We start from the raw sequence: 21,831 nt of genomic DNA on the forward strand, positions 1-21,831 counted from the left end.
ACAGTGTCAGTCCCCGGCCAGTTCCAGGAAGTCGTCTTCGTTGCGTTGGGCGAGGCGAACATAGGACCACCCCACCGCGTAGAGCACCGGGAACGCGAGCACTCCGAGGATCAGCCACGGCAGCCGAATGCCGAGAACCGCGGCCTCGGCGATCGCGTCGATGCGCAACAGCACCGGCAGCGCGCCGAACGCGACCGCCACCACCAGCCCGAGACGCAATGCCAGACCCAGCTGCGCCCGGATCAGCCCACCGATCAGTGCCGCGCCCAGGTCGGTCTGCTCGACCACCTCCGTGCGAGTGCGCACCTGACGCGCACCCCGCCGCTGCGCCAGCACCACGCGTTCGCGCGGCGGTCGCTGCGGACCCGTCACCGCTGCGACCAGTTCTGCCGAGGTCCGTGCACCAGCCGCTGCTTGAGTTCGCGCACCTGCCGCCGGCTCACCGGCAATTCCACCGCGCCCGCCGCCCCCTCGGCCCGCAGACACACCACCGTCGCGTTTCCCGCGCTCCGCAAACCGGTCACCAATCTCAATGCCACCAGATATGACCGATGTACCCGCAGAAAACCGGCATCCTCCCACCGTGATTCCAACGCCGACAAGGGAATCCGCACCAAATGCGACCCACTGCCGGTATGCAACCGTGCGTAATCCCCATCCGCTTCGACCCACGCCACATCAGCCCGGTTCACCAAGGTGGTCACCCCGCCGAGCTCCACCGGAATCACCTCACTGGGATGCGCGGACTCCGCCACCACCGCCGCGGGCACCGAAATCCGCCCCGCCAGAATCCGCCGTACCGCCTCACCCAATCGAGCCCCTCGCAAGGGCTTGAGTAGGTAATCCACTGCCCCCAGATCGAAGGCGGCCACCGCGTGATCATCGTGCGCGGTCACGAACACCACCGCGGGTGGCTCCGCGAATTCCGACAGGATTCCCGCCAATTCCATTCCGGTGAGTCCCGGCATATCGATATCGAGAAATACCGCGTCGATGGGATGTGCCCGCAACAACCGCAATGCCCCGGTCGCCTCACCGGCCCGATAGATCTCGCCGACCCCCGCCTGCGTGCTCAGCAGATACACGAGTTCGTCCAGCGCCGGTTTCTCGTCATCGACGGCGAGCACCCGCAGAGCGGTCGAGGGTTCATCGGTGTTCCAAGTCACAACCCATCCATCGTAACCGGCACCGTCGGCGGCGGTGCCGACACTGCCCACGCGAGGAATCAGGCGCGGATACCGGCGCGGAACTTCGGGACCCGCATGCTGACTTTCGTGCCCGCACCGGGTGCGGTTTCCACGACCAGGCCGTAGTCGTTGCCGAAGGCGGCGCGGAGGCGGTCGTCGACATTGGCGAGGCCCACGTGGGCCGCCTCACCGGTGCGGGCCGGGCCGGAGTCGGTGTCGACGGCGTCGAGGGCGCCCGAGCGCAGGAGATCGGGGTCCATGCCGATGCCGTCGTCTTCGACACTGATCAGGCAGTCGGTGCCCGCGTCGGTGGCGACGATGCTCAGCTGGCCGCCTCGGCCGCCGCCGGCGAGGCCGTGCCGGACCGCGTTCTCCACGAGCGGCTGCAAGGCGAGGAAAGGCAGGACGACGCCGAGAACTTCCGGCGCGATGCGCAGTCGCACGTCCAGCGCATCGCCGAAGCGGGCCTGTTCCAGCGCCAGATAGCGCTCGATATTGCGCAGTTCGTCGGCCAGCACGGTGAATTCGCCCGCGGCGCGGAAGGAATAGCGGGTGAAGTCCGCGAATTCGAGGATCAGTTCGCGGGCCCGATCCGGGTCGGTGCGGACGAACGAGGCGATCGTATTGAGCGCGTTGTAGATGAAATGCGGGCTGATCTGGGCTCGCAGCGCCCGCAATTCGGCCCGGTCGACCCGCGCCCTCGAGGCATCCAACTCGGCGAGCTCCAACTGCCCACACGCGTAGCGCGCCACCTCCGCGACCGCCCCGAGCATGCCCGGTCCCGGCTTGCCGGTCGTCACCATGCCGAGCACACCCACCGCCGCCCCCGTGTCGATCGGCAACGGCTGCGCGATCAGTGTGTGTTCGTCACCGGTGACCAGCACGGGCCGCACATCGGCGACGGCGCGACGCGCCGCCTCGGCGAACGAGGCGAACATCGCGGTGTGCGGACCGTCCCAGGCCAGCAGCGTCCCCTCGGCGTCGGCCACACCCAACGCCTCGGCACCGGCGAGCGCCCGCAGGTGTGGCGCGGCTTCGCTCGCGGACTCCTCGGTCAGCCCACGCCGCAACGGCACGGCGGCCAGCGACGCGGTGTGCAGCGCTTGATGGACGGCCCGCTGGGCGGGCGTGGTGACCACCCGTTGGGTGCGCCGCCACACCAGCAAGGCCACGACCAGCAGGGCGATGGCGGCAGCGGCCACGATGACGGGGGTCATCGAGTCGGCCGATCGGTGTGCACCGATCGATTATGTCGGTGTGGGCACCGGAATCGGACCAGGTCGCCGTCTTCGCGAGGTCGAGCGCCCCTCGGTGACGTTCACCACGACACACCGCCCCACACCGAGGTGCGGTTCGTGGCGCGCGCGCCGAGTGCGAAATGTGTCGGACCCCCGTGCATAGAATGCCAAGGCCAACCCCCGTCGACTCTTTGGGAGGAAGGACCGTCTTGGCTCCGTCCGGATCGTTCGTTCACCTGCACAACCACACCGAGTACTCTATGCTCGATGGAGCGGCGAAGATTTCGCCGCTGTTCGCGGAGGCGGAGCGGTTGGGCATGACCGCGGTCGGCATGACCGACCACGGCAACATGTACGGCGCCTCGGAGTTCTACAACTCGGCCAAGAAGGCGGGCATCAAGCCGATCATCGGCATCGAGGCCTACATCGCACCGGGCTCGCGCTTCGACACCAAGCGGGTGAAGTGGGGCGATCCGGGTCAGAAGGGCGACGACGTCTCGGGCTCGGGTGCCTACACCCACATGACGATGGTCGCCGAGAACGCGACCGGCCTGCGCAACCTGTTCAAGCTGTCCTCGCTCGCCTCGATCGAGGGCCAGCTCGGCAAGTGGGCGCGCATGGACGAGGAGATCATCGCCCAGCACGCCGAGGGCATCATCGCGACCACCGGCTGCCCGTCGGGCGAGGTGCAGACCCGCCTGCGTCTCGGCCACGATCGCGAAGCGCTCGAAGCGGCCGCGAAGTGGCAGGAGATCTTCGGGGCCGAGAACTTCTTCCTCGAGGTGATGGACCACGGTCTGTCCATCGAGCGCCGGGTCCGTGAGGGCCTGATCGATATCAGCAACCAGCTCGGTATCCCGCCGATCGCCACCAACGACTGCCACTACGTCACCAAAGACCAGTCGGTCAATCACGAAGCGCTGCTGTGTATTCAGACCGGCAAGACGCTGTCGGATCCGACTCGCTTCAAGTTCGACGGCGACGGCTATTACCTCAAGTCTGCCGCGGAGATGCGCGCCATCTGGGACGCCGAGGTCCCCGGTGCCTGCGACAACACCGAGCTCATCGGCGAGCGGGTCCAGTCCTACGACGACGTGTGGGCTCACCGCGACCGGATGCCGATCTTCCCGGTGCCCGAAGGCCACGACCAGGCCAGCTGGTTGCGCAAGGAAGTCCTCGACGGTCTCGATCGCCGTTTCCCGGACGGTCCCTCGCGCGAATACCTCGACCGCGCCGACTTCGAACTCAAAGTCATCTGCGAGATGGGTTTCCCGGCCTACTTCCTCGTCGTCGGCGACCTGATCAAGCACGCGCTCGAAGTGGGCATCCGCGTCGGCCCCGGCCGTGGTTCGGCCGCCGGTTCGCTGGTCGCCTACGCGATGGGCATCACCAATATCGACCCCATCCCGCACGGCCTGCTCTTCGAGCGATTCCTCAACCCCGAGCGCGTGTCGATGCCCGATATCGATATCGACTTCGATGATCGCCGCCGCGGTGAGATGGTCCGCTACGCCACCGAGAAGTGGGGCAGCGACCGTGTCGCCCAGGTGATCACCTTCGGCACCATCAAGACCAAGGCCGCGATCAAGGACTCCGCGCGAGTGCTGTTCGGCCAGCCCGGTTTCGCCATCGCCGACCAGATCACCAAGGCGCTGCCGCCGCCGATCATGGCCAAGGACATCTCGGTCTCGGGCATCACCGATCCCGACCACGAGCGGTACAAGGAAGCTGCCGAGGTTCGCGAACTGATCGGGTCCAACCCCGATGTCGCCAAGATCTACGAAACCGCGCGCGGTCTGGAAGGCCTGATCCGCAACGCCGGTGTGCACGCCTGCGCGGTCATCATGTCCTCGGAACCGCTCACCGACGCGATCCCGGTGTGGAAGCGCGCCCAGGACGGCGCGATCATCACCGGCTGGGACTACCCGTCGTGCGAGGCCATCGGCCTGCTGAAGATGGACTTCCTCGGCCTGCGCAACCTCACCGTCATCGGTGACGCCCTGGAGAACATCAAGGCCAACCGCGGCATCGATCTCGACATGGATCACCTGCCGCTCGACGACCCGGCCACCTACGAACTGCTCGCCCGCGGCGACACCCTCGGCGTGTTCCAGCTCGACGGCAGTGCCATGCGCGACCTGCTGCGCCGCATGCAGCCCACCGGCTTCGGCGATATCGTCGCCGTCCTCGCGCTGTACCGCCCCGGCCCGATGGGCATGAACGCCCACAACGACTACGCCGACCGCAAGAACAACCGGCAAGAAGTCAAACCGATCCACCCCGAACTCGAAGAGCCACTGAAAGAGATCCTGGCCGACACCTTCGGCCTGATCGTCTATCAGGAACAGATCATGCAGATCGCGCAGAAGGTGGCCGGGTACTCGCTCGGCCAAGCCGATATCCTGCGCCGCGCCATGGGTAAGAAGAAGCTGTCCGTCCTGGAAGAGGCCTATGCCGGCTTCCGCGACGGCATGCTCGCCAACGACTTCTCCGAGCCCGCCATCAAGGCGCTGTGGGACACGATTCTCCCGTTCGCCGGGTACGCGTTCAACAAATCACACGCCGCGGGCTACGGCCTCGTCTCCTTCTGGACCGCCTACCTCAAGGCCAACTATCCGGCCGAGTACATGGCGGGTCTGCTCACCTCCGTCGGTGACGACAAGGACAAAGCCGCGATCTACCTGTCGGATTGCCGCAAGATGGGCATCACGGTGCTGCCGCCCGATGTCAACGAATCGGAGCTGAACTTCGCCTCCGTCGGCACCGATATCCGCTTCGGTCTCGGCGCGGTCCGCAACGTCGGTACCAACGTGGTCGGCTCGATCATCGCCGCGCGCAAGGACAAGTCGAAGTTCACCGACTTCTCCGACTATCTGAACAAGATCGACGCGATCGCCTGCTCCAAGAAGGTCACCGAATCCCTCATCAAGGCAGGCGGATTCGACTCGCTCGGGCACCCGCGCAAGGGCCTGCTGCTGATCCACTCCGACGCGATCGACGCGGTGATGTCGACCAAGAAGGCCGAGGCGATCGGCCAGTTCGACCTGTTCGGCGGTCTCGACGACGGCGACGACTCGATGGCGTCGGTGTTCAATGTCAAAGTCCCCGAAGACGAATGGGAGACCAAGCACAAGCTCGCCCTCGAGCGGGAGATGCTGGGCCTCTACGTGTCCGGCCACCCGCTCAACGGTGTCGAGCACGTGCTGGCCGCCCAGGTCGACACCCCCATCCCGGCGATCCTGGAAGGCGATGTCAAAGACGGCGCCCAGGTGACCATCGGCGGCATCCTCGCCTCGGTGAACCGCCGGATCAACAAGAACGGGTTGGCCTGGGCCTCGGCGCAATTGGAAGACCTCACCGGTGGCGTGGAGGTGCTGTTCTTCCCGCAGTCGTACTCGGTGTACGGCATGGATGTGGTCGAAGACGCCGTGGTGCTGGTGAAGGCCCGCGTCTCCGTGCGTGACGACCGGATCTCCCTGATCGCCAACGACCTCGTCGTCCCCGACCTCTCGGCCATCGGCGTGGCCAAGCCGGTGGCGGTGGTCATGACGACCCGGATGTGCACACCCGACAAGCTCGGCGAGCTGAAGAAGGTTCTCACCCGGCACCAGGGCACCTCGGATGTCTTCATCCGCCACGTCGGCGCCCGGGAGAAGACCACCGTGCTCAAACTCGACGACGCCTGGCGCGTCTCCCCGTCCTCCGCGCTGATGGGTGACCTGAAAGCGCTACTGGGCCCGGGCTGCCTGGGCTGAGCGAACCGGAAACGTCGACACCACCCGCATTGCCGCGGGTGGTGTCGACGTTCCAGGTCTACGGGTGGGTGAGCGCGGGCACCCCCTGCCCGGAAGTAGCAGCGGCCGTGCGGGGCTCGCGTTCCAGCCGATGGGACAGCCCCACGGTGACGAGCATGGCCAGACCGAGCCCGGCGCCGATCCAGCCGACCGAGGTGAAGCCCAGTCCGGCGCCGATGGCCAGCCCGCCCAGCCACGGACCGACGGTGATTCCGACATTGAACGCCGAGTAGTTGGTCGCCGCGGCGAGTGTCGGAGCACCGTCGGCCAGCGTGAAGACGCGAGTGTTCAAGGCCGGGTTCGTAGCGAAACCGACAGCGCCGAGCAGCAACACGAGCACGATCATCGGGGCAGGGGAGTGCGCGGTGACCGCGATCGCGGCCGCGACCACCGTCATTCCGGCTGCCCCCACATACAGCGTGCGGAACGGGTGCGCGTCGGCGAATCGACCGCCGATCGTGATACCGATCAATCCGCCGACGCCGTACAGACCCAGCACGGCGGGGACCCACGCCACCGAGACGCCGGTGGTGTCGGCCAGCATCGCGCCGAGGTAGGCGAAGGTGACGAACGCCGAACCCGTCGACAGCGCGGTGGCGCCGTAGGACACCCACAGTCGCGGGTTCGCCATCACTCGCAATTCCCCGCGCAGCGCGGGGACCGTGGCGGGGCGACCGCCGGGAATCTTCGCGAACACACCGATCATCGTCAGTGCGGACAGCCCGGCGACCGCCCAGAAGGCCGCGCGCCAGCCCAGATGCTGGCCGATGACGGTGCCCGCGGGTACCCCGAAGATCGTGGCGATGGTGAGTCCACCCGCCACGATGCTCATCGCCCGTCCGCGGAGCTGTGGGGCCACCAGGCGCACCGCGGTCGCCGCCGCCAGCGCCCAGAATCCCGCGTAGACGAAGGCGCTCACCACGCGGGTCCCGAAGATCACGCCGTAGTCGCTGCTCAGCGCGCCCACGACATGCGCGGCGACGAAGATCGCGAGGAAGGCCAGCAGCGCGTCGCGGCGTGGCCACCGCAGCGTCACCACGGCCAGCAGCGGCGCGCCGACCAGCATGCCGAGCGCGAAGGCCGAGATGAGCAGTCCCGCACGGGGAATGGAAACACCCAGGTCGGGGGCCATTTCGGGGAGGAGCCCGGCCAGCATCAGCTCGGAGGTGCCCTGGGCGAAGATGGACAGGCCCAGGATGTAGACAGCGGTCGGCATGACAACCTCTCGTACGTCGAAATATTTTGGATCAATCAGTTCAAAATGACGGCATGGTGAAAGACGAGGGGGCCGGTGGATTTCAGAGGCAGTGCATCGCGGTCTCGGCGATCGCTGTGAGGGTGGCGTGATCGGCACCGCCGCGCGCGGCGACGCGCATGCCGCTGATGGTGGCGGTCAGGAACTGGGCGATGGCGCGCGCATCCCGATCAGCGGCGAATTCGCCTGCGCGCTGGCCGATTTCGACAACCGCGGTGAGCGCGTCGAGACGGCGCTCGCCGTCGGCGGCCAGGACTGCGCGGGCGGCGGCATCGTGTGGGGCGAGTTCGACGATCGAGTTCACCACGAGACAACCCGCCGGTTCGGTATCGGGCGCGTCGGCGGTCCGGCGCAGAACGCCGGCGATCCGCTCCCTGGCCGGTGCGTCGCTGTCGAGGATGTCGAAGAGGGGCGCGTTCTTCGTGGTCATGTACTGGCGCAGAGCCCGATCGAACAGATCGCGCTTGCTGGAGAAGGTGTTGTAGATGCTGCTGCGGCCCAAACCTGTCGCGGCGCAGAGGTCCTGGGTGGAGGTCGCCTCGTAACCGGCGGACCAGAACGCCCGCATGGCGGCGTCCACGGCGCGGTGCTCGTCGAATTCCTTGGGTCTGGCCATGTCGACGACCGTAGCATGTTTTGAACAGATCAGTCCAAAACTGGGCTGTGTGCAGGCACAGCCCATCGGTGAGTCCCCTGTGGTGGGTCGTGATGGCCGCCCCGCGACCTACGGGCTAGCGTCGAGAGACGTGACGTCCGTGCCGCTGCTCGACTCGCCGCCGCATTCCCGTGACCCGTCGCGGCCGGTGCCGCGGCGGATGGCCGGGCGGACGGTGCTGCTCGTCGCCGCGGCGCTGATCGTGGCCCAGCTGGTTCTGCGCGGCTGGGTGGCCGCGTCGGGCTTTTTCTACTGGGACGATTTCCTGCTGATCGGCCGGGTGAGCAGTCAGCCGGTGCTCTCGACGGAACTGCTGTTCACCAGTCACGACGGGCATGTGATGCCGTTGGCCTTCGTGCTGACCTGGCTGGTCACCGAGGTGGCGCCGTTGAACTGGGCAGCCGCGGTCGTGGTGCTGACCGGGCTGCAACTGCTCGCTTCGCTGGCGGTGTTGCGACTGCTGATCGTGCTGCTCGGGGTTCGCGCTCGCATGCTCGGACCCCTGGCGTTCTTCCTGTTCGTTCCGTTGACGGTGCCCGCGTTCGCCTGGTGGTCGGCGGCGGTGAACGCGTTGCCGTTGCAGATCGCGCTGGCGTGGGTGAGCGCGGACGCGGTGCGGCTGGTGCGCACCGGGCAGCGCCGGTACGCGGTGTCGGGGGCGCTGGTGTTCGCGGTGGCGTTGCTGTTCTTCGAGAAATCGGTGGTCGTGCTGCCGGTGGCTTTCGCGGTGGCGGTGTTGGCCGCCCACGTGGCGGGGGGATCCGTGCGGGCGGCCGCTCGGCGTGGGGGCGCGCTGTGGACGGCGGCCGGTGCGGTGCTGCTGGCGTGGTCGGCGTGTTTTCTGCTCGTCGTCCAACGTCCACGGGGACTCTCGGCGCCCGAACACCCCGCGGCCCTGTGGAGCCGCGCGCTGTCCGACGGACTGGTGCCCGCGCTGTTCGGCGGCCCATGGCGCTGGGAACGCTGGCAACCCGCCACCCCGTGGGCGGATTCGCCGAGCGTGCTGGTCGCGCTGAGCTGGCTGTCGCTGATCCTGTTCGCGGCGTGGACGATTCGCACCCGCGGCCGGGTCATCGCGATCTGGGTGTGCGCCGCCGGATACGCGGCGCTGACCATCGCGCCCGTCGTCCTCCTGCGTGACGGCCCGAGTACCGCGGGACTGCTTCTCCAGTCGGTGCGCTATTTCGCCGATTTCGCCGTCGTCGCGACCGTCGCGCTCGCGTTGATCACGCTGGCACCACGTCGGCATCGGTCGAGTTCCGCATCGGGATCGAACGAGCCTGCACGCCGACGAGTTCCGGCCGACGCCGATCCGACGCGCACCGTCAGCGGATCGGCTCCGGTCGAGGCGGGACACGACGGTCGAGCTCGGCGGATCGTGGGTATCTCGGCGATCGTCGTGTTTCTCGCGAGCAGTGTGTACTCGACGATCACCTTCACCAGGTCCTGGGAACCGAGCCCGGCTCGCACCTACGTCGGCGGCGTGCGGGCCGCGCTCCCCGGCGCCGCCGACGCGCCACTGCTGCCACAAGAGGTGCCGTGGAATGTCTTGAACCCGTTGGCCTTCCCCGAGAACATGACCGACCGCGTCTTCGCCCCGATCGCGACCCCCACCACCTTCGCCCTCTCGACCCCGCGCCTGCGGATGATCACCGATGACGGCGCCGTCGTCGACGCGCAGGTCTGGTGGAACCGTGCCATCGTCGAGGGCCCCGAACCCCGCTGCGGGTACCGCGTACACGGCACCGCCGGCGCCAATCTTCCCCTCGACGGCCCCATGCAGATCCGCGACTGGACCGCCCAGGTGAACTACAACGCCGCACGTGACGGCCGGATCGCGCTGTCCTTCGAGGGCGAGACTGAGACGATCGCCGACGTGCGCGCGGGCTTGAACACCGTGTACGTCCGGCTGCTCGGCGGTGGGGACACCCTGCGGATCAGATCCCTCGACGAGCGGCAGTCGCTGTGCGTGGGCGCGGGACCGGTCGGGGTCGCCGCGCACGCGCGGTGAATCGTTGATCGAGCACACCGGCGCGGGGCATGCGATGCTGGGCCGATGAGGCAGTTTCGGGTGTGGGCGCCGGAGGCGGGAGCGGTGCGGCTGCAACTGGACGGGGTCGAGCACCCGATGCGAAGAAACGGAGGCGGCAATTGGTCGGTCCGCGTCGACGCAGGTCAGGGTGCCCGTTACGGCTTCCTGATCGATGACGACCCGACGGTGCTGCCCGACCCGCGCTCGGCCCGCCAGCCCGGCGGCGTGCACGAAACCTCCGCTGTCCACGACCTCGACCAGACGGTCTGGACCGACCGGAACTGGACCGGCAGACCCTTGGCCGGCTCGGTGTTCTACGAACTCCACCTCGGCACCTTCACCCCCGAAGGCACCTTCGACGCGGCGATCGAGCACCTCGACCATCTCGTGACACTGGGCGTCACCACGGTCGAACTCATGCCGGTGAACGCCTTCGACGGCACTCACAACTGGGGCTATGACGGCGTCGGGTGGTACGCGGTACAGGAAAGCTACGGCGGTCCGGACGGTCTGCAACGCTTCGTCGACGCCTGCCATGCCCGTGGCCTGGCAGTCTGCCTCGACGTGGTCTACAACCACCTCGGCCCGTGCGGCAACTACCTGCCGCGCTTCGGCCCCTACCTCACCGCGGGCCGCAACACCTGGGGGCAGAGCCTCAACCTCGACGGTCCCGGCTCCGACGCGGTCCGCGCCTACATCATCGACAACGCCCTGCGCTGGCTGCGCGAATTCCATCTCGACGCCTTGCGCATCGACGCCGTCCACGCGCTGGTCGATCGCACCGCCACCCACCTGCTCGACGAGCTCACCGTCGAAACCACCGCGCTGGCAGCACATCTGGGCCGACCGCTCAGCTTGATCGCGGAGAGCGACCTCAACGATCCCCGCCTGATCACCCCGCGCGCGGCAGGCGGCTACGGGCTCACCGGCCAGTGGAACGACGACCTGCATCACGCCGTGCACACCGCCGTCTCCGGCGAAAGACAGGGCTACTACGCCGATTTCGGCTCACTGGCCTGCCTCATGCAGACCCTCACCCACGGTTTCTTCCACGCCGGGACCTATTCCAGCTTTCGCGGACGCACCCACGGCGCGCCACTGCGGCGCGACCTCATCCCCGGCAGCGCGCTGTTGGGCTACACCTGCAATCACGATCAGATCGGCAACCGCGCGATCGGTGATCGGCCCAGCGCCTACCTCACCCCCGGTCAACTCGCGGTGAAGGCGGCGCTGGTGCTGCTCTCGGCGAGTACGCCGATGCTGTTCATGGGGGAGGAGTGGGGCGCGCGCACCCCGTTCCAGTTCTTCACCTCCCATACCGACCCGGTCGTCGCCGCGGCCACCGCGACCGGGCGCCGCGCCGAATTCGCCGAGCACGGCTGGTCGGGCGAGGAGGTGCCCGATCCGCAGGACCCGGCCACGTTCGCCCGCTCCAAGCTCGACTGGACCGAGGTCGGTCGCGAACCGCACGCCCGGTTGCTCGCCTGCTATCGCGGCCTGCTCGCTCTGCGCAGGTCGCGGCCCGAGTTCGCCGATCCGTGGCTGGAACGGGTGTGGGCCGACTACGACGAAGCGCGGCGCTGGTTCATCCTGCGTCGTGGCCGAATATCGGTGGTGTGCAACCTCGCCGAGGACGAAGTGGTCATCCCGGTGCACGGTCGAGTGCTGCTGGCCTGGTCGCCCGCCACCGAAAGCGGTGCGGGAACACTGATTTCGGGTCATAGTTTCGCCGTGCTCGAGGAAGGTGACGGCGCGGGCACGGTGGTCACCGAGTGATGACGCCGGGCTACGGGTCGGCCACAGTCCGAAACGTGGCATTGCCGAATCGGCATAACGCCGTATAGTCGGATGATGAGCAACGACGCTTACGGGCAGGACAGCGCTGCCCTCCCGGTCGGTATCGGGGGTTACGCCCCGGCCGGATTCGGCCCGCTGGTGCGCGCATTCGCCACCTTGATCGGCCATCGCCGCGACGCGGGCGGAGCACTGGCGATCTATCGGCACGGTGAACCACTCGCCCATTTCTGGACCGGTAGCGCGGGTGACCGGCCGTGGACCGCCGAGACCGGCGCGATCGTGTTCTCCGCGACCAAGGGCGTCACCGCCACCGTCATCCACCGGCTCGCCGATCGCGGGCTGATCGACTACCAGGCGCCGGTCGCCGAATACTGGCCGCGTTTCGCCGCGCACGGCAAGGGCGCGATCACCGTCGCCGACGTGCTCACCCACCGCTCCGGACTGTCGTCGCTGTCCACGGTTGCCAACACCGCCGCCGAAGCCCTCGATCACGAGTTGATGGAGGACCGCCTGGCGCTGGCCGCCCCGGATCGGATGCTCGGCACCCCCGCCTATCACGCCCTGACCTACGGCTGGCTGCTCGCGGGCCTGGCCAGGGGCGTGACCGGCCGGAGCATGAGCGAGCTGATCCGCAGCGAGGTCACCGATCCGCTCGGTATCGACGGCATCCACCTCGGTCGTCCCGCCGCGGACTCCTCGACCGAATACGCCCGGCTCGCCGGCGCGCACATGAGCTTCGCCGCGCACCCGGTCGCGGCCGGTTTCCTCGCCAATGTCGGGTTCCGGCTGCCCGGACCGCTCGGCGCGGCCGCCCGCTGCCTGTTCGTGCCCGGCCTCGACAGCATTCTCGACGGTGACGACCCCCCGATCCTGAACACCGAGATGCCGGCGGGCAACGGTGTCGCGACGGCCGCCGGACTGGCGAAGATGTATGCCGCGCTGGCCGACGGCGTCACCGTCGACGGCACGCCGTACCTGCAGCAGAGCACGCATGCCGCGATCCGCCGGGTCCAGAGCTACCGGCTCGACCACGCGCTGTTCTACCTGCCGATGATGTGGCACCTGGGCTACCACTCGTTGCCCGTCCCCGGCGCGCGGCACGGCTTCGGCCATATCGGGCTCGGCGGTTCGTTCGGCTGGGTCGACCCGCAGTCGGGCCTCTCGGTGGCCTACGTGCACAACCGGCTCGACCAGGTACTGCTGCCCTACGACCAGCTCGCCATGGGCTGGCTGCTGCCGTTGGTCGTGTCGAGTGTGCGCGCGAGCCGCACGTCCGGACACCGCGAGGACCGCGCGGCGGCGTGATCGCCGTGCGGCGGACCTACGTCAGGTAGCGATAGGCGGGGGACCCCGGTTCGAGGCGTTCGGCCTGGATCGGGGACTCCTCGATGCGGTGCATCAGCGAGGCCAGGTTGTCGGTGGCGCCCAGTTCGATGCCGACCAGCGCGGCCCCGGTATCCCGGTTGTTGCGTTTGACGTACTCGAACATGGTGATGTCGTCGTCGGGGCCGAGGACATCGTCGAGGAAGCGGCGCAGCGCACCGGGTTCCTGCGGGAAGTCGACCAGGAAGTAGTGCTTGAGACCGCGGTGCACCAGGGAGCGTTCGATGATCTCGCCGTAGCGCGACACATCGTTGTTGCCGCCCGAGACCAGCACCACGACCGTGCTGTCGGGTGCGATGTCGATCTCGGCCAGGGCCGCGGTGGCCAGCGCGCCCGCGGGCTCGGCGATGATGCCTTCGCTCTGGTAGAGGTCGAGCATCGCGGTGCAGATAGCGCCCTCGTCGACCAGCATCACCCGGAAAGCCGCTGTGCCGGTGGAGGATCCGGGTGTGGTGAGCAGGGGCAGCGAGGCGTGCGAGACCATCCGGCCGCCGAACGACGCCGCCGCCCGGTAGGGCAATTCGCCGATGCGGCGCACGGCGGCGCCGTCGACGAACGGGTCGATCTCGGGCAGCGTCACCGGTGCGCCGGCGACCAGCGCTGCGGTCAACGAGGCCGCCCCCGCGGGTTCGACGGCGAGCAGGCCGGTGTGCGGTGCGCGTTCGCGCAGGTAGGTGCCGATACCGGCGAGGCAGCCGCCGCCGCCGACCGGGACGATCACCAGGTCGGGGGCCGTGCCGAGTTGCTCGAGGAACTCCGCGGCGATGGTGCCCTGACCCGCGGCGGTGCGCGCGTCGTCGAACGGCGGCACCATGGTGGCGCCGGTGCGGGCGACATCGTCGGCGGCGGCCGCAGCCGCGGCGTCGTAGGTCTCGCCGACGGCGATCAGTTCCACGAACTCGCCGCCGTGCACGCGGATGCGGTCGCGCTTCTGCTTGGGGGTGGTGGTCGGCACATAGATGCGTCCGCGCACACCCATGGCCCGGCAGGCGAACGCCACGCCCTGCGCGTGATTGCCCGCGCTGGCGGTCACCACACCGGCCGCGCGCTCGGCGGCGGTGAGCTGCACCATCAGGTTGTAGGCGCCGCGCAGCTTGTAGGAGCGGACCGCGGTGAGGTCTTCGCGCTTGAGGTACACCTGCGCACCGGTACTCGCCGACAGTCGCGCGCTGTACTGCAGCGGCGTCGGCTCGATGATGTCGGAAATTCGCTTGGCGGCGGCGTCGATCTCGTCCGCGGTGAGCGGCGGACGGGTTACGGACACGTCGGCGACGTCAGCGATGGGGGACACCCGGACAATGCTACCGAGGCGGCTCGCGCGCTCGGCGAGCGGAACCACCCGCCGTGGCGACCACGGCGGGTGGGCTCGGACCTGCGGTTCAGCGTGGAGTGAGGACGAAGACCGGGATCACGCGATCGGTCTTCTTCGTGTACTCGTCGTAGTCGGGCCAGACGGCCACCGCGCGCTCCCACCACTGCGCTCGTTCGTCGCCGACGACCTCGCGCGCGGTGTAGTCCTTGGTGGTGGTGCCGTCGCGCAGTTCGACGTGCGGATCGGCCTTGATGTTGTGGTACCAGACGGGATTCTTCGGCGCCCCGCCCAGCGACGCGACGACGGCGTACTCGCCGTCGTGCTCGACCCGCATCAGCGGCGTCTTGCGCAGCTTGCCGGTCTTGGCGCCCTTGGTGGTGAGCAGGATGACGGGCTTGCCCTGCAACGAGGTGCCTTCGGCACCGCCGGAGTTCTCGTAGGTCTCGGCCTGTTCGCGTGCCCAGTCCGACGTGCTCGGTGCGTACTCTCCTGTGAGTGGCATGACCTGCACAACGAATCCACGCTATGTGATGTTCCCGATAGGGTTCCTCGAATAAGTTCGGTGGACCGAACTTCGATGTGCGCCTATCCTGGTCTGCATGGCAGTGCTCACCTCATCGGCAGCATCCGCGACCGTCGACATCGCGGGTAGCGCGTGGCCGGTCTACAAGCTCGAGGCGCTCGTCGCCGCGCTCGTGGTGGGTGCGCTGCTGCTGCTGATCATCGGGTCGCCGCAGGTCGCGGTGCTGGTCGCGGCCGCGGTCGCCGCCGTGCGCTGGACCGTCGGCGCTACCCGCGCCGCGTCGCGTAGCTGATTCGGCGCGCCGCGCCCGGCTCGGTGTTCGACGCGAGTCCCGAGCTCAGGTCCGAGCCGGTTGGCGGATCACTCCGTCAGGTCGAGCGCGCTCAGCTCACCGCGCGACAACACGCCCAGCTTCGGATACGCCTTGTACAGGTGATGGCCGACGGTGCGGTGGCTCAGGAACAGCCGTGCCGCGATCTCCCGATTCGACAATCCCTGCGCCGCCAGCCGCACGATCTGTGATTCCTGCGGGGTGAGCAGACTCAGTGGGCCGCCGCTCGCGCGCGTACCGGTTCCGACCCCGAGCGCGCCCAGTTCGGTGCGTGCGCGTTCGCTCCACGGTGCCGCGCCGAGCCGATCGAACAGCGCTGTCGCCTGTTCAAGCTGGGCCCGCGCGTCGACCTTGCGCTTGTCGCGGCGCAGCCACTCGCCGTACAGCAGCCGAGTGCGGGCTTCGTCGAACGGCCGGTTGACGGCGAGCGCGGCCACGAAGTGCTCTTCGGCCTCCGGGCCGTCGGCCAGCAACGCGCGTCCACGGGCCGCCAGCGCCGCGATCCACTCCTGCTCGGCCCGCTGCGACCAGGCGCTGAGCCGATCCAGCGCCTCGGTCGCCTGGTCGGTCGCGCCGAGCCGAACCGCCACCTCGATCTGATCCGGGAGCGTGCGCAGCCCGATGACCTGGTGCCGCGCCGGTTCGATCGTCATCTGCGCGAGTTCGGTCCGCGCCTGCTCCAGCCTGCCTTCGCCGAGTGCCAGCAGCGCCACGGCCGCGTGCGCCCAGGACGCACCGACCGCGCCCGGCCCACCGAATTCCTCGGCTACCGCGCGGGCGGCATGGTCGCGACACGAGGCCGAATCACCCTGTAGCGCGGCGAGATACGCCAGAAAGGCGTGGATCTGACTCACCCATTGCGCCTGTCCGATGTCCTGCGCGATCCGTAACCCCTCCTCGGCCGCGATCCGGCTCTCCCTCGGTCGCCCACCGAACAACAACCCCTCGGATCGGAAGAACAACAGCGGCGCCAGCAACCCGATCCGCCCCTGCTCCCGGCACTCCCTGATCAACTCGCCGGCCAGCTCCTCGACCTGATCGTCCTGCCCGACGACCAATCCGCTGCCACACAGCTGCACCAGGTCGGCCGGACTGTCCGCCCCGCCGGTCCGGGCGGCGGCCGCCGCGTCCCGCAGGTCGGCGACCCGCTGACCTGTCACCGACCCGGTCAGATACCGCGCGATCGGCGTCGCGGGGTCTGCCTCCATCAGCCGCAGCGTCGCCAGGACATCGGCGACCTCGTCGAGCTCATCGGGTCCGAGGTACCAGGCGGTGTGCACGGCCTTGGTCAGAATCCGAGCCGCGCCACGGGGATCGGATTCGCGCATCGCGACGGCCGCGGACATCAACCGACGATGCGCGGAACCCGTTTTGCCGCCCGCGAATTCGGCCTGCGCCCGCACCAGGTCCAGCCGCAGCTCGAACGCGGCTCCGCCTTCCTCGGCCGCGCTGCCCTGCTCGCCGCCCCCGTCGACTACCCCGGCAGAGCCGACAGCCTCTCGTTCGCCAGGTCGCGCCGCCTGCGGCGTCGGGCCGCCGGTTGCCGGCGTGCCGGGGGCATCGCCCGCCGGCTCGCGGACGTCGCTCCACAGGGACGCGGCTCGCTCGGCCAGTCGCTCTGCGCGGTCGGTGAGGCCCGCCTCCGTCGCGGACTCGGCGGCGAAGACGAGTCTGCGCACGCGGGCGCTCCTGTCGAGGCTCAGCGCGGCCGCGCGATCGTAGGCGGTCACGGCGGCATGGAGGCCGTGGCGGCGCCGGGCACGGTCGGCTGTGTGCTCGAGTGCGGTGGCGGTGTTCTCGTCGGGACCTGTTGCGGCACTGGCGAGATGCCATGCCCGGAGGTCCACGGTGTCGTCGCCGCTCAGTGCGTCGGCCAGGGCTCGGTGGGCGGCCAGTCGGTCGGTGAGCGCGGCGCCTTGATACACCGCCGACCGCAGCAGTGGGTGGTGCCAGGTCAGCACCTGGCCGTCGGTGCCGATCATGCCCGCGTCCTGGGCGGGTTGCAGATCCCGCAGTGACGCACCGAGACCGGCCGCGGCACGCAGGATCGGCGCCAGGTCCGCGGCACCGGCCGCCGCCGCGACCAGAAGCACGGTCCGCGTCGCCGCGGGCAAGCGGGTGACGCGGCCGTGGAAGGCCAGCTGTAACCGCTGCGACAACGGCAGCGGATTCGCGTCGTCGACACTGCCGTCGCCGACTACCGCCGGAAGTTCCAGCAGCGCAAGGGGATTACCGCCCGACTCGGTGAGCAGTCGATACCGGACGGCCGGACTCAGCGGGGTCGTACCGGCATCGAGCAGTGCCGCTGACGCATCGGGACGCAGACCGGACAGGGGGAGTTCTGTCAGCCCGGGCGCGGGAAAATCCTGCGGCCCCGAGCGCGTCGCGAACAGCATCACCACCCCCTCTGCCTCGAGCCTACGCGCCGCGAACAGCAGCGCCTCCGCACTGGCCCGGTCCAGCCAATGCGCGTCGTCGATCAGGCACAGCAGCGGCCCGTTGGCTGCCTCCTCGGCGAGCAGGGTCAGTACCGCCAGCCCGATCAGCATCCGATCGGCGGGCGCGCCCTCGCCGAGCCCGAACGCCGCCTCGAGTGCGTCACGCTGCCGCGACGGCAGGTGGCGCACGAGCTCCATACCTGGCCGGACCAGCAGATGCAGCGCCGCGAAGGGCAATTCGGCCTCGGACTCGATCCCCGCGCTACGCACTGCCGGAACACCTTGCGCTGCCGCGTAATCCAGCAGCGCGGTCTTCCCGATCCCGGCCTCGCCGCGCACCACCATGGCCCCGCTTCGCCCCGCGCGCGCCCCGCTGAGCAGGTCGTCGATCCTGGCCTGTTCGGTATCGCGTCCGTGCAGCATGGGCTCCACCGTATCGCCGTGCCGGTATCGCCAGTAGTCGCGACGGGAAAAGTACCTATAGGCGACTGATTCGACCGACCCCCCGTGCGCCATAACGTTGGTGTCATCGCAGGAACAACCCGCGAAACACCAGCTCACAGCCCATTTCGGAGGTCGAGATGAACACCGTCGTCGCACAGTACCTGGAAGCGTGGAACACCCGCGAGCCCGCCGCCCGCCGTTCCGCCGTCGCCCGTCTGTTCACCCCGCATGCGCGCTACGTCGACCCGCTGGTCGCGGTCACCGGCCACGCCGAACTCGAGGCCGCCATCGCCGGTGTCCAGGCCCAGTTCCCCGAGTGGACGTTCACCCTGGCCGGCCCCGTCGACGCCCACCACGACCAGGTCCGCTTCACCTGGGGACTCGGCCCCGCCGACGCCCCCGCCGTGGTGATCGGCTTCGACGTCGCCGTCCTCGCCGACGGTCGCATCGACAGCGTCTACGGCTTCCTCGATCAGGTCCCCGCCACCACGTAACCCCTTCGCAGACAAGGAGATCCGCCATGACCACCACGGCCCCGTCCCGCCTGTCCGGGTTGTTCGCTTCCGGCGAGAACCTGCTGCGGCTGTCGCTGCGCCTCGACGCCGTCGTCACCACCGTCAACGGCCTGGCCTATCTGGCACTGGCGCAACCACTGGAACGGCTACTCGGACTCGATGCCCGGGTCGGCCTCGCGATCGGCGCCTTCCTCACCGCCTACGGCCTCGCCGTCGCGGTCGTCGGCCGATCGGCGCCTGTCAACCGGGCCGCGGCGTCGGCGGTGGCGATCGGCAACACCGCCTGGGTCGTGGCCAGTCTCGCCACGCTGTCGACCGGTGCGCTCGGTCTCACCACGGTGGGCGCGGTGTGGGCGGTGATGCAGTCGGTGACGGTCGGCGGATTCGCCGCGCTGCAGTATCTGGGACTGCGTCGTAGTCACTGAGCTGGACACGAGGGACCGACCCCCGCGGTGGCCGGTCCCTCGCCGGTGCGTCCCCTCGGTCCCGCGTGTGCTGCCCTCGCTGTCAGCGCACCAGCAACGCGACAGGAAGCCGGGCGAACAGTTTGTCCACCCGCGCACTACCCGCGAAGGTGTTCCCGGTGAGCCGATCGGTCCAGTTGCCCTGCGGCAGCGGCAACGTCGTATCGAGCCAGCCCGTTGCGCCGAGCCCGACCGAATGCCGGGTCGCCGCCACGATCACCTCCGGCGCGTCGCCCGCGGGCCCCCGACCGTAGGCGATGAACCGATGCGCGTGCTCACCGATCGCGTACAGCGGCCGGTACATCCCGCCGACGAAGCACTCCGGCCGCTCCCGGCGCAACCACAGCGCATAGGCGACCACCCACATCTTCGCCGCGCCGGTGGTGTCCAAAGTCGGTGTGTCGGTGAGTGACTGGAGCATCCCGACCCGGGCGGCGAAGTTCACCGGCCGTCGGTTGTCGGGATCGACGAGGGAGTCCTCCCACAGCTCGGTGCCCTGGTAGATATCGGGAATCCCCGGCGCACCCAGCTGCAAGAGCTTCTGCGCCACCGCGTCCGACCACGCGTGGGGCGCGAGCTCATGGGCCAGATCGCCGATGCCCGTGCCGACCGGTCCATCGATCACCGCATCGAGCCAGCCGTGCACGGCCGACTCGAACGCCGCGTCGGGCTCCTCCCACGACGTCTTCGTGCCCGCTTCGCGAATCGACTTCTCCGCGAACATGTGCAGCCGGTCCCGCAGCCCCGGCACCGACGAGGCGGGTCGCCCGTCGGCGGGCCACACCCCGAACATGTTCTGCAACAGGAACAACGCGGTGGCCCCGTCGGGTGCGGGAGTCGTCTCCAGCCAGCCTCGAACCCGCTGCGACCAGACATCGGCGACCTGCGACAACACCCCGATCCGGGCGCGCACATCCTCCCCGCGTTTGGTGTCGTGGGTCGAGATCGTCGTCATGGTCGCGGGCCAGCGCTGCGCACGTTCACTGTTGGACAGGTGGAAGTCGTTGACGGAGTGGCCGAATCGCGCCGGGTTACCGCCCACCTCCTGCAGCGATACCAGCCGCGCACCCTGATAGAACATGGTGTCCTCGACCGATTTGGCGGTGATCGCCCCACACACCTGCGAGAACCTCGTCGCCGCTTCACCACCCACCGACAGCGCGGTCACCAGGACCGACAGCGGCGCCGTCAGCTCGGCATTGCGCTTCTCCACCTCCGCCACGACCGCGGCCGTCATCCCGGCCAGCGGTGCGTAGTCCACCCGGTACACCGGCATGAACGCCAGCACCTCGATGGTCGCGTTGCTCACCGCGAGAGTGTCGAAGCTACCCGCGTTGCCGTCGCGTTTGATCGCGGCGACCAATCGCCGGATCTCCGGCGCCAGAATGGTTTCGGCGACGGCACGCTTGATCCGGTGCTCGGTCTCACCGAACCACGCCCGGTCGCTACCGTGCCCCGCGACGCGCTGGGACAGTTCGGTCAGCGTCGCCTCGCCCGCCGGGTCGATCAGCACCCCACCGAGATCGGCGAGCGCGTCGTAGCCGGTGGTGCCGTCGACCGGCAGCGTCGCGTCCAGCGGCTCGCGATTGGCGAGGATCTTCTCGACGAGCAGGAGCCGCTGTGGGCCGATCAGCCTGCGCAACCGGGTCAGATATGCGCTCGGATACGACAAGCCGTCGGGATGGTCGACGCGAACACCGTCGATCAGATCGTGTTCGCACCAGGCTGCCAGCTCCCGGTGGGTCGCCTCGAACACCTCCGGGTCTTCCTGCCGGATCGCGGCCAGACTGTTCACCGCGAAGAACCGCCGATACGTGCACACCCCGGCCTTCCAGCTCACCAGCCGGTAGTGCTGGCGGTCGTGGATGCGCAGCGCGTTGTCGCCGTCGGTGCCCGCCGCGATCGGGAATCGCAGATCGTGCAGGGCCAGCATCGGTTCCGCGCCGGAGCGGTCGACGGTCAGCGCGGCGGGGTCGTTCTCGTTCTGCAGAACCGGCAGCGCCAGTCGCCCGCCCGCGCCGTTGCCCGAGCTCCAGTCGATGTCGAAGTACTTGGCGTACTGCGACTTCTGGCCGGTGCGCAGCACGTCCCACCACCACGGGTTCTGCCGCGGATCGGCGACACCCACATGATTGGGCACCAGGTCGACGATCAGTCCCATGCCCCGGCTTCGCACTTCGTCGGAGAGTGCTTTGAGGCCCGTCGGCCCGCCGAGCGCGGCGGAGACCGTGGTGGGATCGGTGACGTCGTAACCGTGGGTCGACCCGTGCGTCGCGGTCAGGATCGGCGACAGGTACAGGTGTGAGATGCCCAGCTGCTGCAGGTATTCGGCGATGGCGCGGGCATCGGCGAAGGTGAGCGCGTCGGGGCGCAACTGCAACCGGTAGGTGCTGCGCACCGTGCCGGCTCGGACGGGCGCGCGATGCAGCATGGTCAGCGGGTCGGTCACATAGGTCTGGGTCA

The 21,831-nt window shown here is 68.9% G+C and carries 16 protein-coding genes; 7 read left to right on the forward strand and 9 right to left on the reverse strand.

Annotated elements, in window-relative coordinates:
• Positions 1–6 precede the first annotated feature (6 nt).
• Genes ACFWFP_RS32195 through ACFWFP_RS32205 form a run of 3 tightly spaced genes read right to left on the reverse strand, consistent with a single transcriptional unit; the run spans position 7 to position 2,404 of the window.
• On the reverse strand, positions 7–372 hold the full coding sequence (locus ACFWFP_RS32195; protein WP_379301399.1) for a hypothetical protein: 366 nt from the start codon (positions 370–372) through the stop codon (positions 7–9).
• Complete coding sequence (locus tag ACFWFP_RS32200) at positions 369–1,166, reverse strand: LytR/AlgR family response regulator transcription factor (protein WP_379301401.1); 798 nt, start codon at positions 1,164–1,166, stop codon at positions 369–371. The genes ACFWFP_RS32195 and ACFWFP_RS32200 overlap by 4 nt, the downstream gene beginning before the upstream one ends.
• Before the next feature lie 59 nt (positions 1,167–1,225).
• A complete protein-coding gene (locus ACFWFP_RS32205; RefSeq protein ID WP_379301403.1) occupies positions 1,226–2,404 on the reverse strand; it encodes a sensor histidine kinase in 1,179 nt (392 codons plus the stop codon).
• A gap of 185 nt (positions 2,405–2,589) precedes the next feature.
• On the opposite strand from ACFWFP_RS32205, the gene dnaE reads away from it, so the two are divergent.
• A complete protein-coding gene (gene dnaE, locus ACFWFP_RS32210; protein WP_379301405.1) occupies positions 2,590–6,180 on the forward strand; it encodes a DNA polymerase III subunit alpha in 3,591 nt (1,196 codons plus the stop codon).
• Between the two features lie 58 nt (positions 6,181–6,238).
• Here the strand turns inward: dnaE and ACFWFP_RS32215 are convergent, their stop codons facing one another.
• The gene (locus tag ACFWFP_RS32215) at positions 6,239–7,435 is read right to left on the reverse strand and encodes a Cmx/CmrA family chloramphenicol efflux MFS transporter (protein WP_379301407.1); all 1,197 of its coding nucleotides are present in this window, start codon (positions 7,433–7,435) and stop codon (positions 6,239–6,241) included.
• An 82-nt stretch (positions 7,436–7,517) separates the two neighbouring features.
• On the reverse strand, positions 7,518–8,090 hold the full coding sequence (locus tag ACFWFP_RS32220) for a TetR/AcrR family transcriptional regulator (RefSeq protein WP_379301409.1): 573 nt from the start codon (positions 8,088–8,090) through the stop codon (positions 7,518–7,520).
• A 130-nt stretch (positions 8,091–8,220) separates the two neighbouring features.
• Between ACFWFP_RS32220 and ACFWFP_RS32225 the strand changes: the two genes are divergently transcribed.
• From ACFWFP_RS32225 to ACFWFP_RS32235, 3 genes are all read left to right on the forward strand, one after another.
• Positions 8,221–10,140 carry a hypothetical protein gene (locus ACFWFP_RS32225; protein ID WP_379301411.1) on the forward strand — a complete coding sequence of 640 codons (1,920 nt, stop codon included), beginning with the start codon at positions 8,221–8,223 and terminating at the stop codon, positions 10,138–10,140.
• 45 nt (positions 10,141–10,185) lie between these two features.
• Positions 10,186–11,937, forward strand: a complete 1,752-nt coding sequence (treZ, locus tag ACFWFP_RS32230) for a malto-oligosyltrehalose trehalohydrolase (protein ID WP_379301413.1) — start codon at positions 10,186–10,188, stop codon at positions 11,935–11,937.
• Positions 11,938–12,012: 75 nt separating this feature from the next.
• Positions 12,013–13,263: a serine hydrolase domain-containing protein gene (locus ACFWFP_RS32235; protein ID WP_379301415.1), complete on the forward strand. Its 1,251-nt coding sequence runs from the start codon at positions 12,013–12,015 to the stop codon at positions 13,261–13,263.
• A 16-nt stretch (positions 13,264–13,279) separates the two neighbouring features.
• Here ACFWFP_RS32235 and ilvA read toward each other — a convergent pair whose 3' ends face one another.
• Together ilvA and ACFWFP_RS32245 are read right to left on the reverse strand one after the other, a co-directional pair.
• Positions 13,280–14,632, reverse strand: a complete 1,353-nt coding sequence (ilvA, locus tag ACFWFP_RS32240; RefSeq protein ID WP_379301417.1) for a threonine ammonia-lyase IlvA — start codon at positions 14,630–14,632, stop codon at positions 13,280–13,282.
• Positions 14,633–14,720: 88 nt separating this feature from the next.
• On the reverse strand, positions 14,721–15,155 hold the full coding sequence (locus tag ACFWFP_RS32245; RefSeq protein ID WP_379301419.1) for a nitroreductase family deazaflavin-dependent oxidoreductase: 435 nt from the start codon (positions 15,153–15,155) through the stop codon (positions 14,721–14,723).
• Between the two features lie 97 nt (positions 15,156–15,252).
• On the opposite strand from ACFWFP_RS32245, the gene ACFWFP_RS32250 reads away from it, so the two are divergent.
• Entirely contained in the window at positions 15,253–15,468 is a 216-nt protein-coding gene (locus tag ACFWFP_RS32250; RefSeq protein WP_379301421.1) for a hypothetical protein, read from the forward strand.
• Between the two features lie 68 nt (positions 15,469–15,536).
• On the opposite strand, the gene ACFWFP_RS32255 is transcribed toward ACFWFP_RS32250, so the two are convergent.
• Positions 15,537–18,368 (reverse strand): AAA family ATPase, encoded by a 2,832-nt coding sequence (locus ACFWFP_RS32255; protein ID WP_379301423.1) that lies wholly within the window; start codon positions 18,366–18,368, stop codon positions 15,537–15,539.
• Between the two features lie 158 nt (positions 18,369–18,526).
• Between ACFWFP_RS32255 and ACFWFP_RS32260 the strand changes: the two genes are divergently transcribed.
• Positions 18,527–18,883, forward strand: coding sequence for a nuclear transport factor 2 family protein (locus ACFWFP_RS32260; protein WP_379301425.1), 357 nt, complete (start codon positions 18,527–18,529; stop codon positions 18,881–18,883).
• Positions 18,884–18,909: 26 nt separating this feature from the next.
• Positions 18,910–19,329, forward strand: a complete 420-nt coding sequence (locus tag ACFWFP_RS32265) for a hypothetical protein (protein ID WP_379301427.1) — start codon at positions 18,910–18,912, stop codon at positions 19,327–19,329.
• A gap of 82 nt (positions 19,330–19,411) precedes the next feature.
• Here the strand turns inward: ACFWFP_RS32265 and treY are convergent, their stop codons facing one another.
• Positions 19,412–21,799: a malto-oligosyltrehalose synthase gene (gene treY / locus ACFWFP_RS32270; RefSeq protein ID WP_379301449.1), complete on the reverse strand. Its 2,388-nt coding sequence runs from the start codon at positions 21,797–21,799 to the stop codon at positions 19,412–19,414.
• Between the last annotated feature and the right edge of the window lie 32 nt (positions 21,800–21,831).

Origin of the sequence: Nocardia sp. NPDC060249 (genome assembly GCF_042728755.1) — a bacterium.
Lineage (GTDB): Bacteria > Actinomycetota > Actinomycetes > Mycobacteriales > Mycobacteriaceae > Nocardia.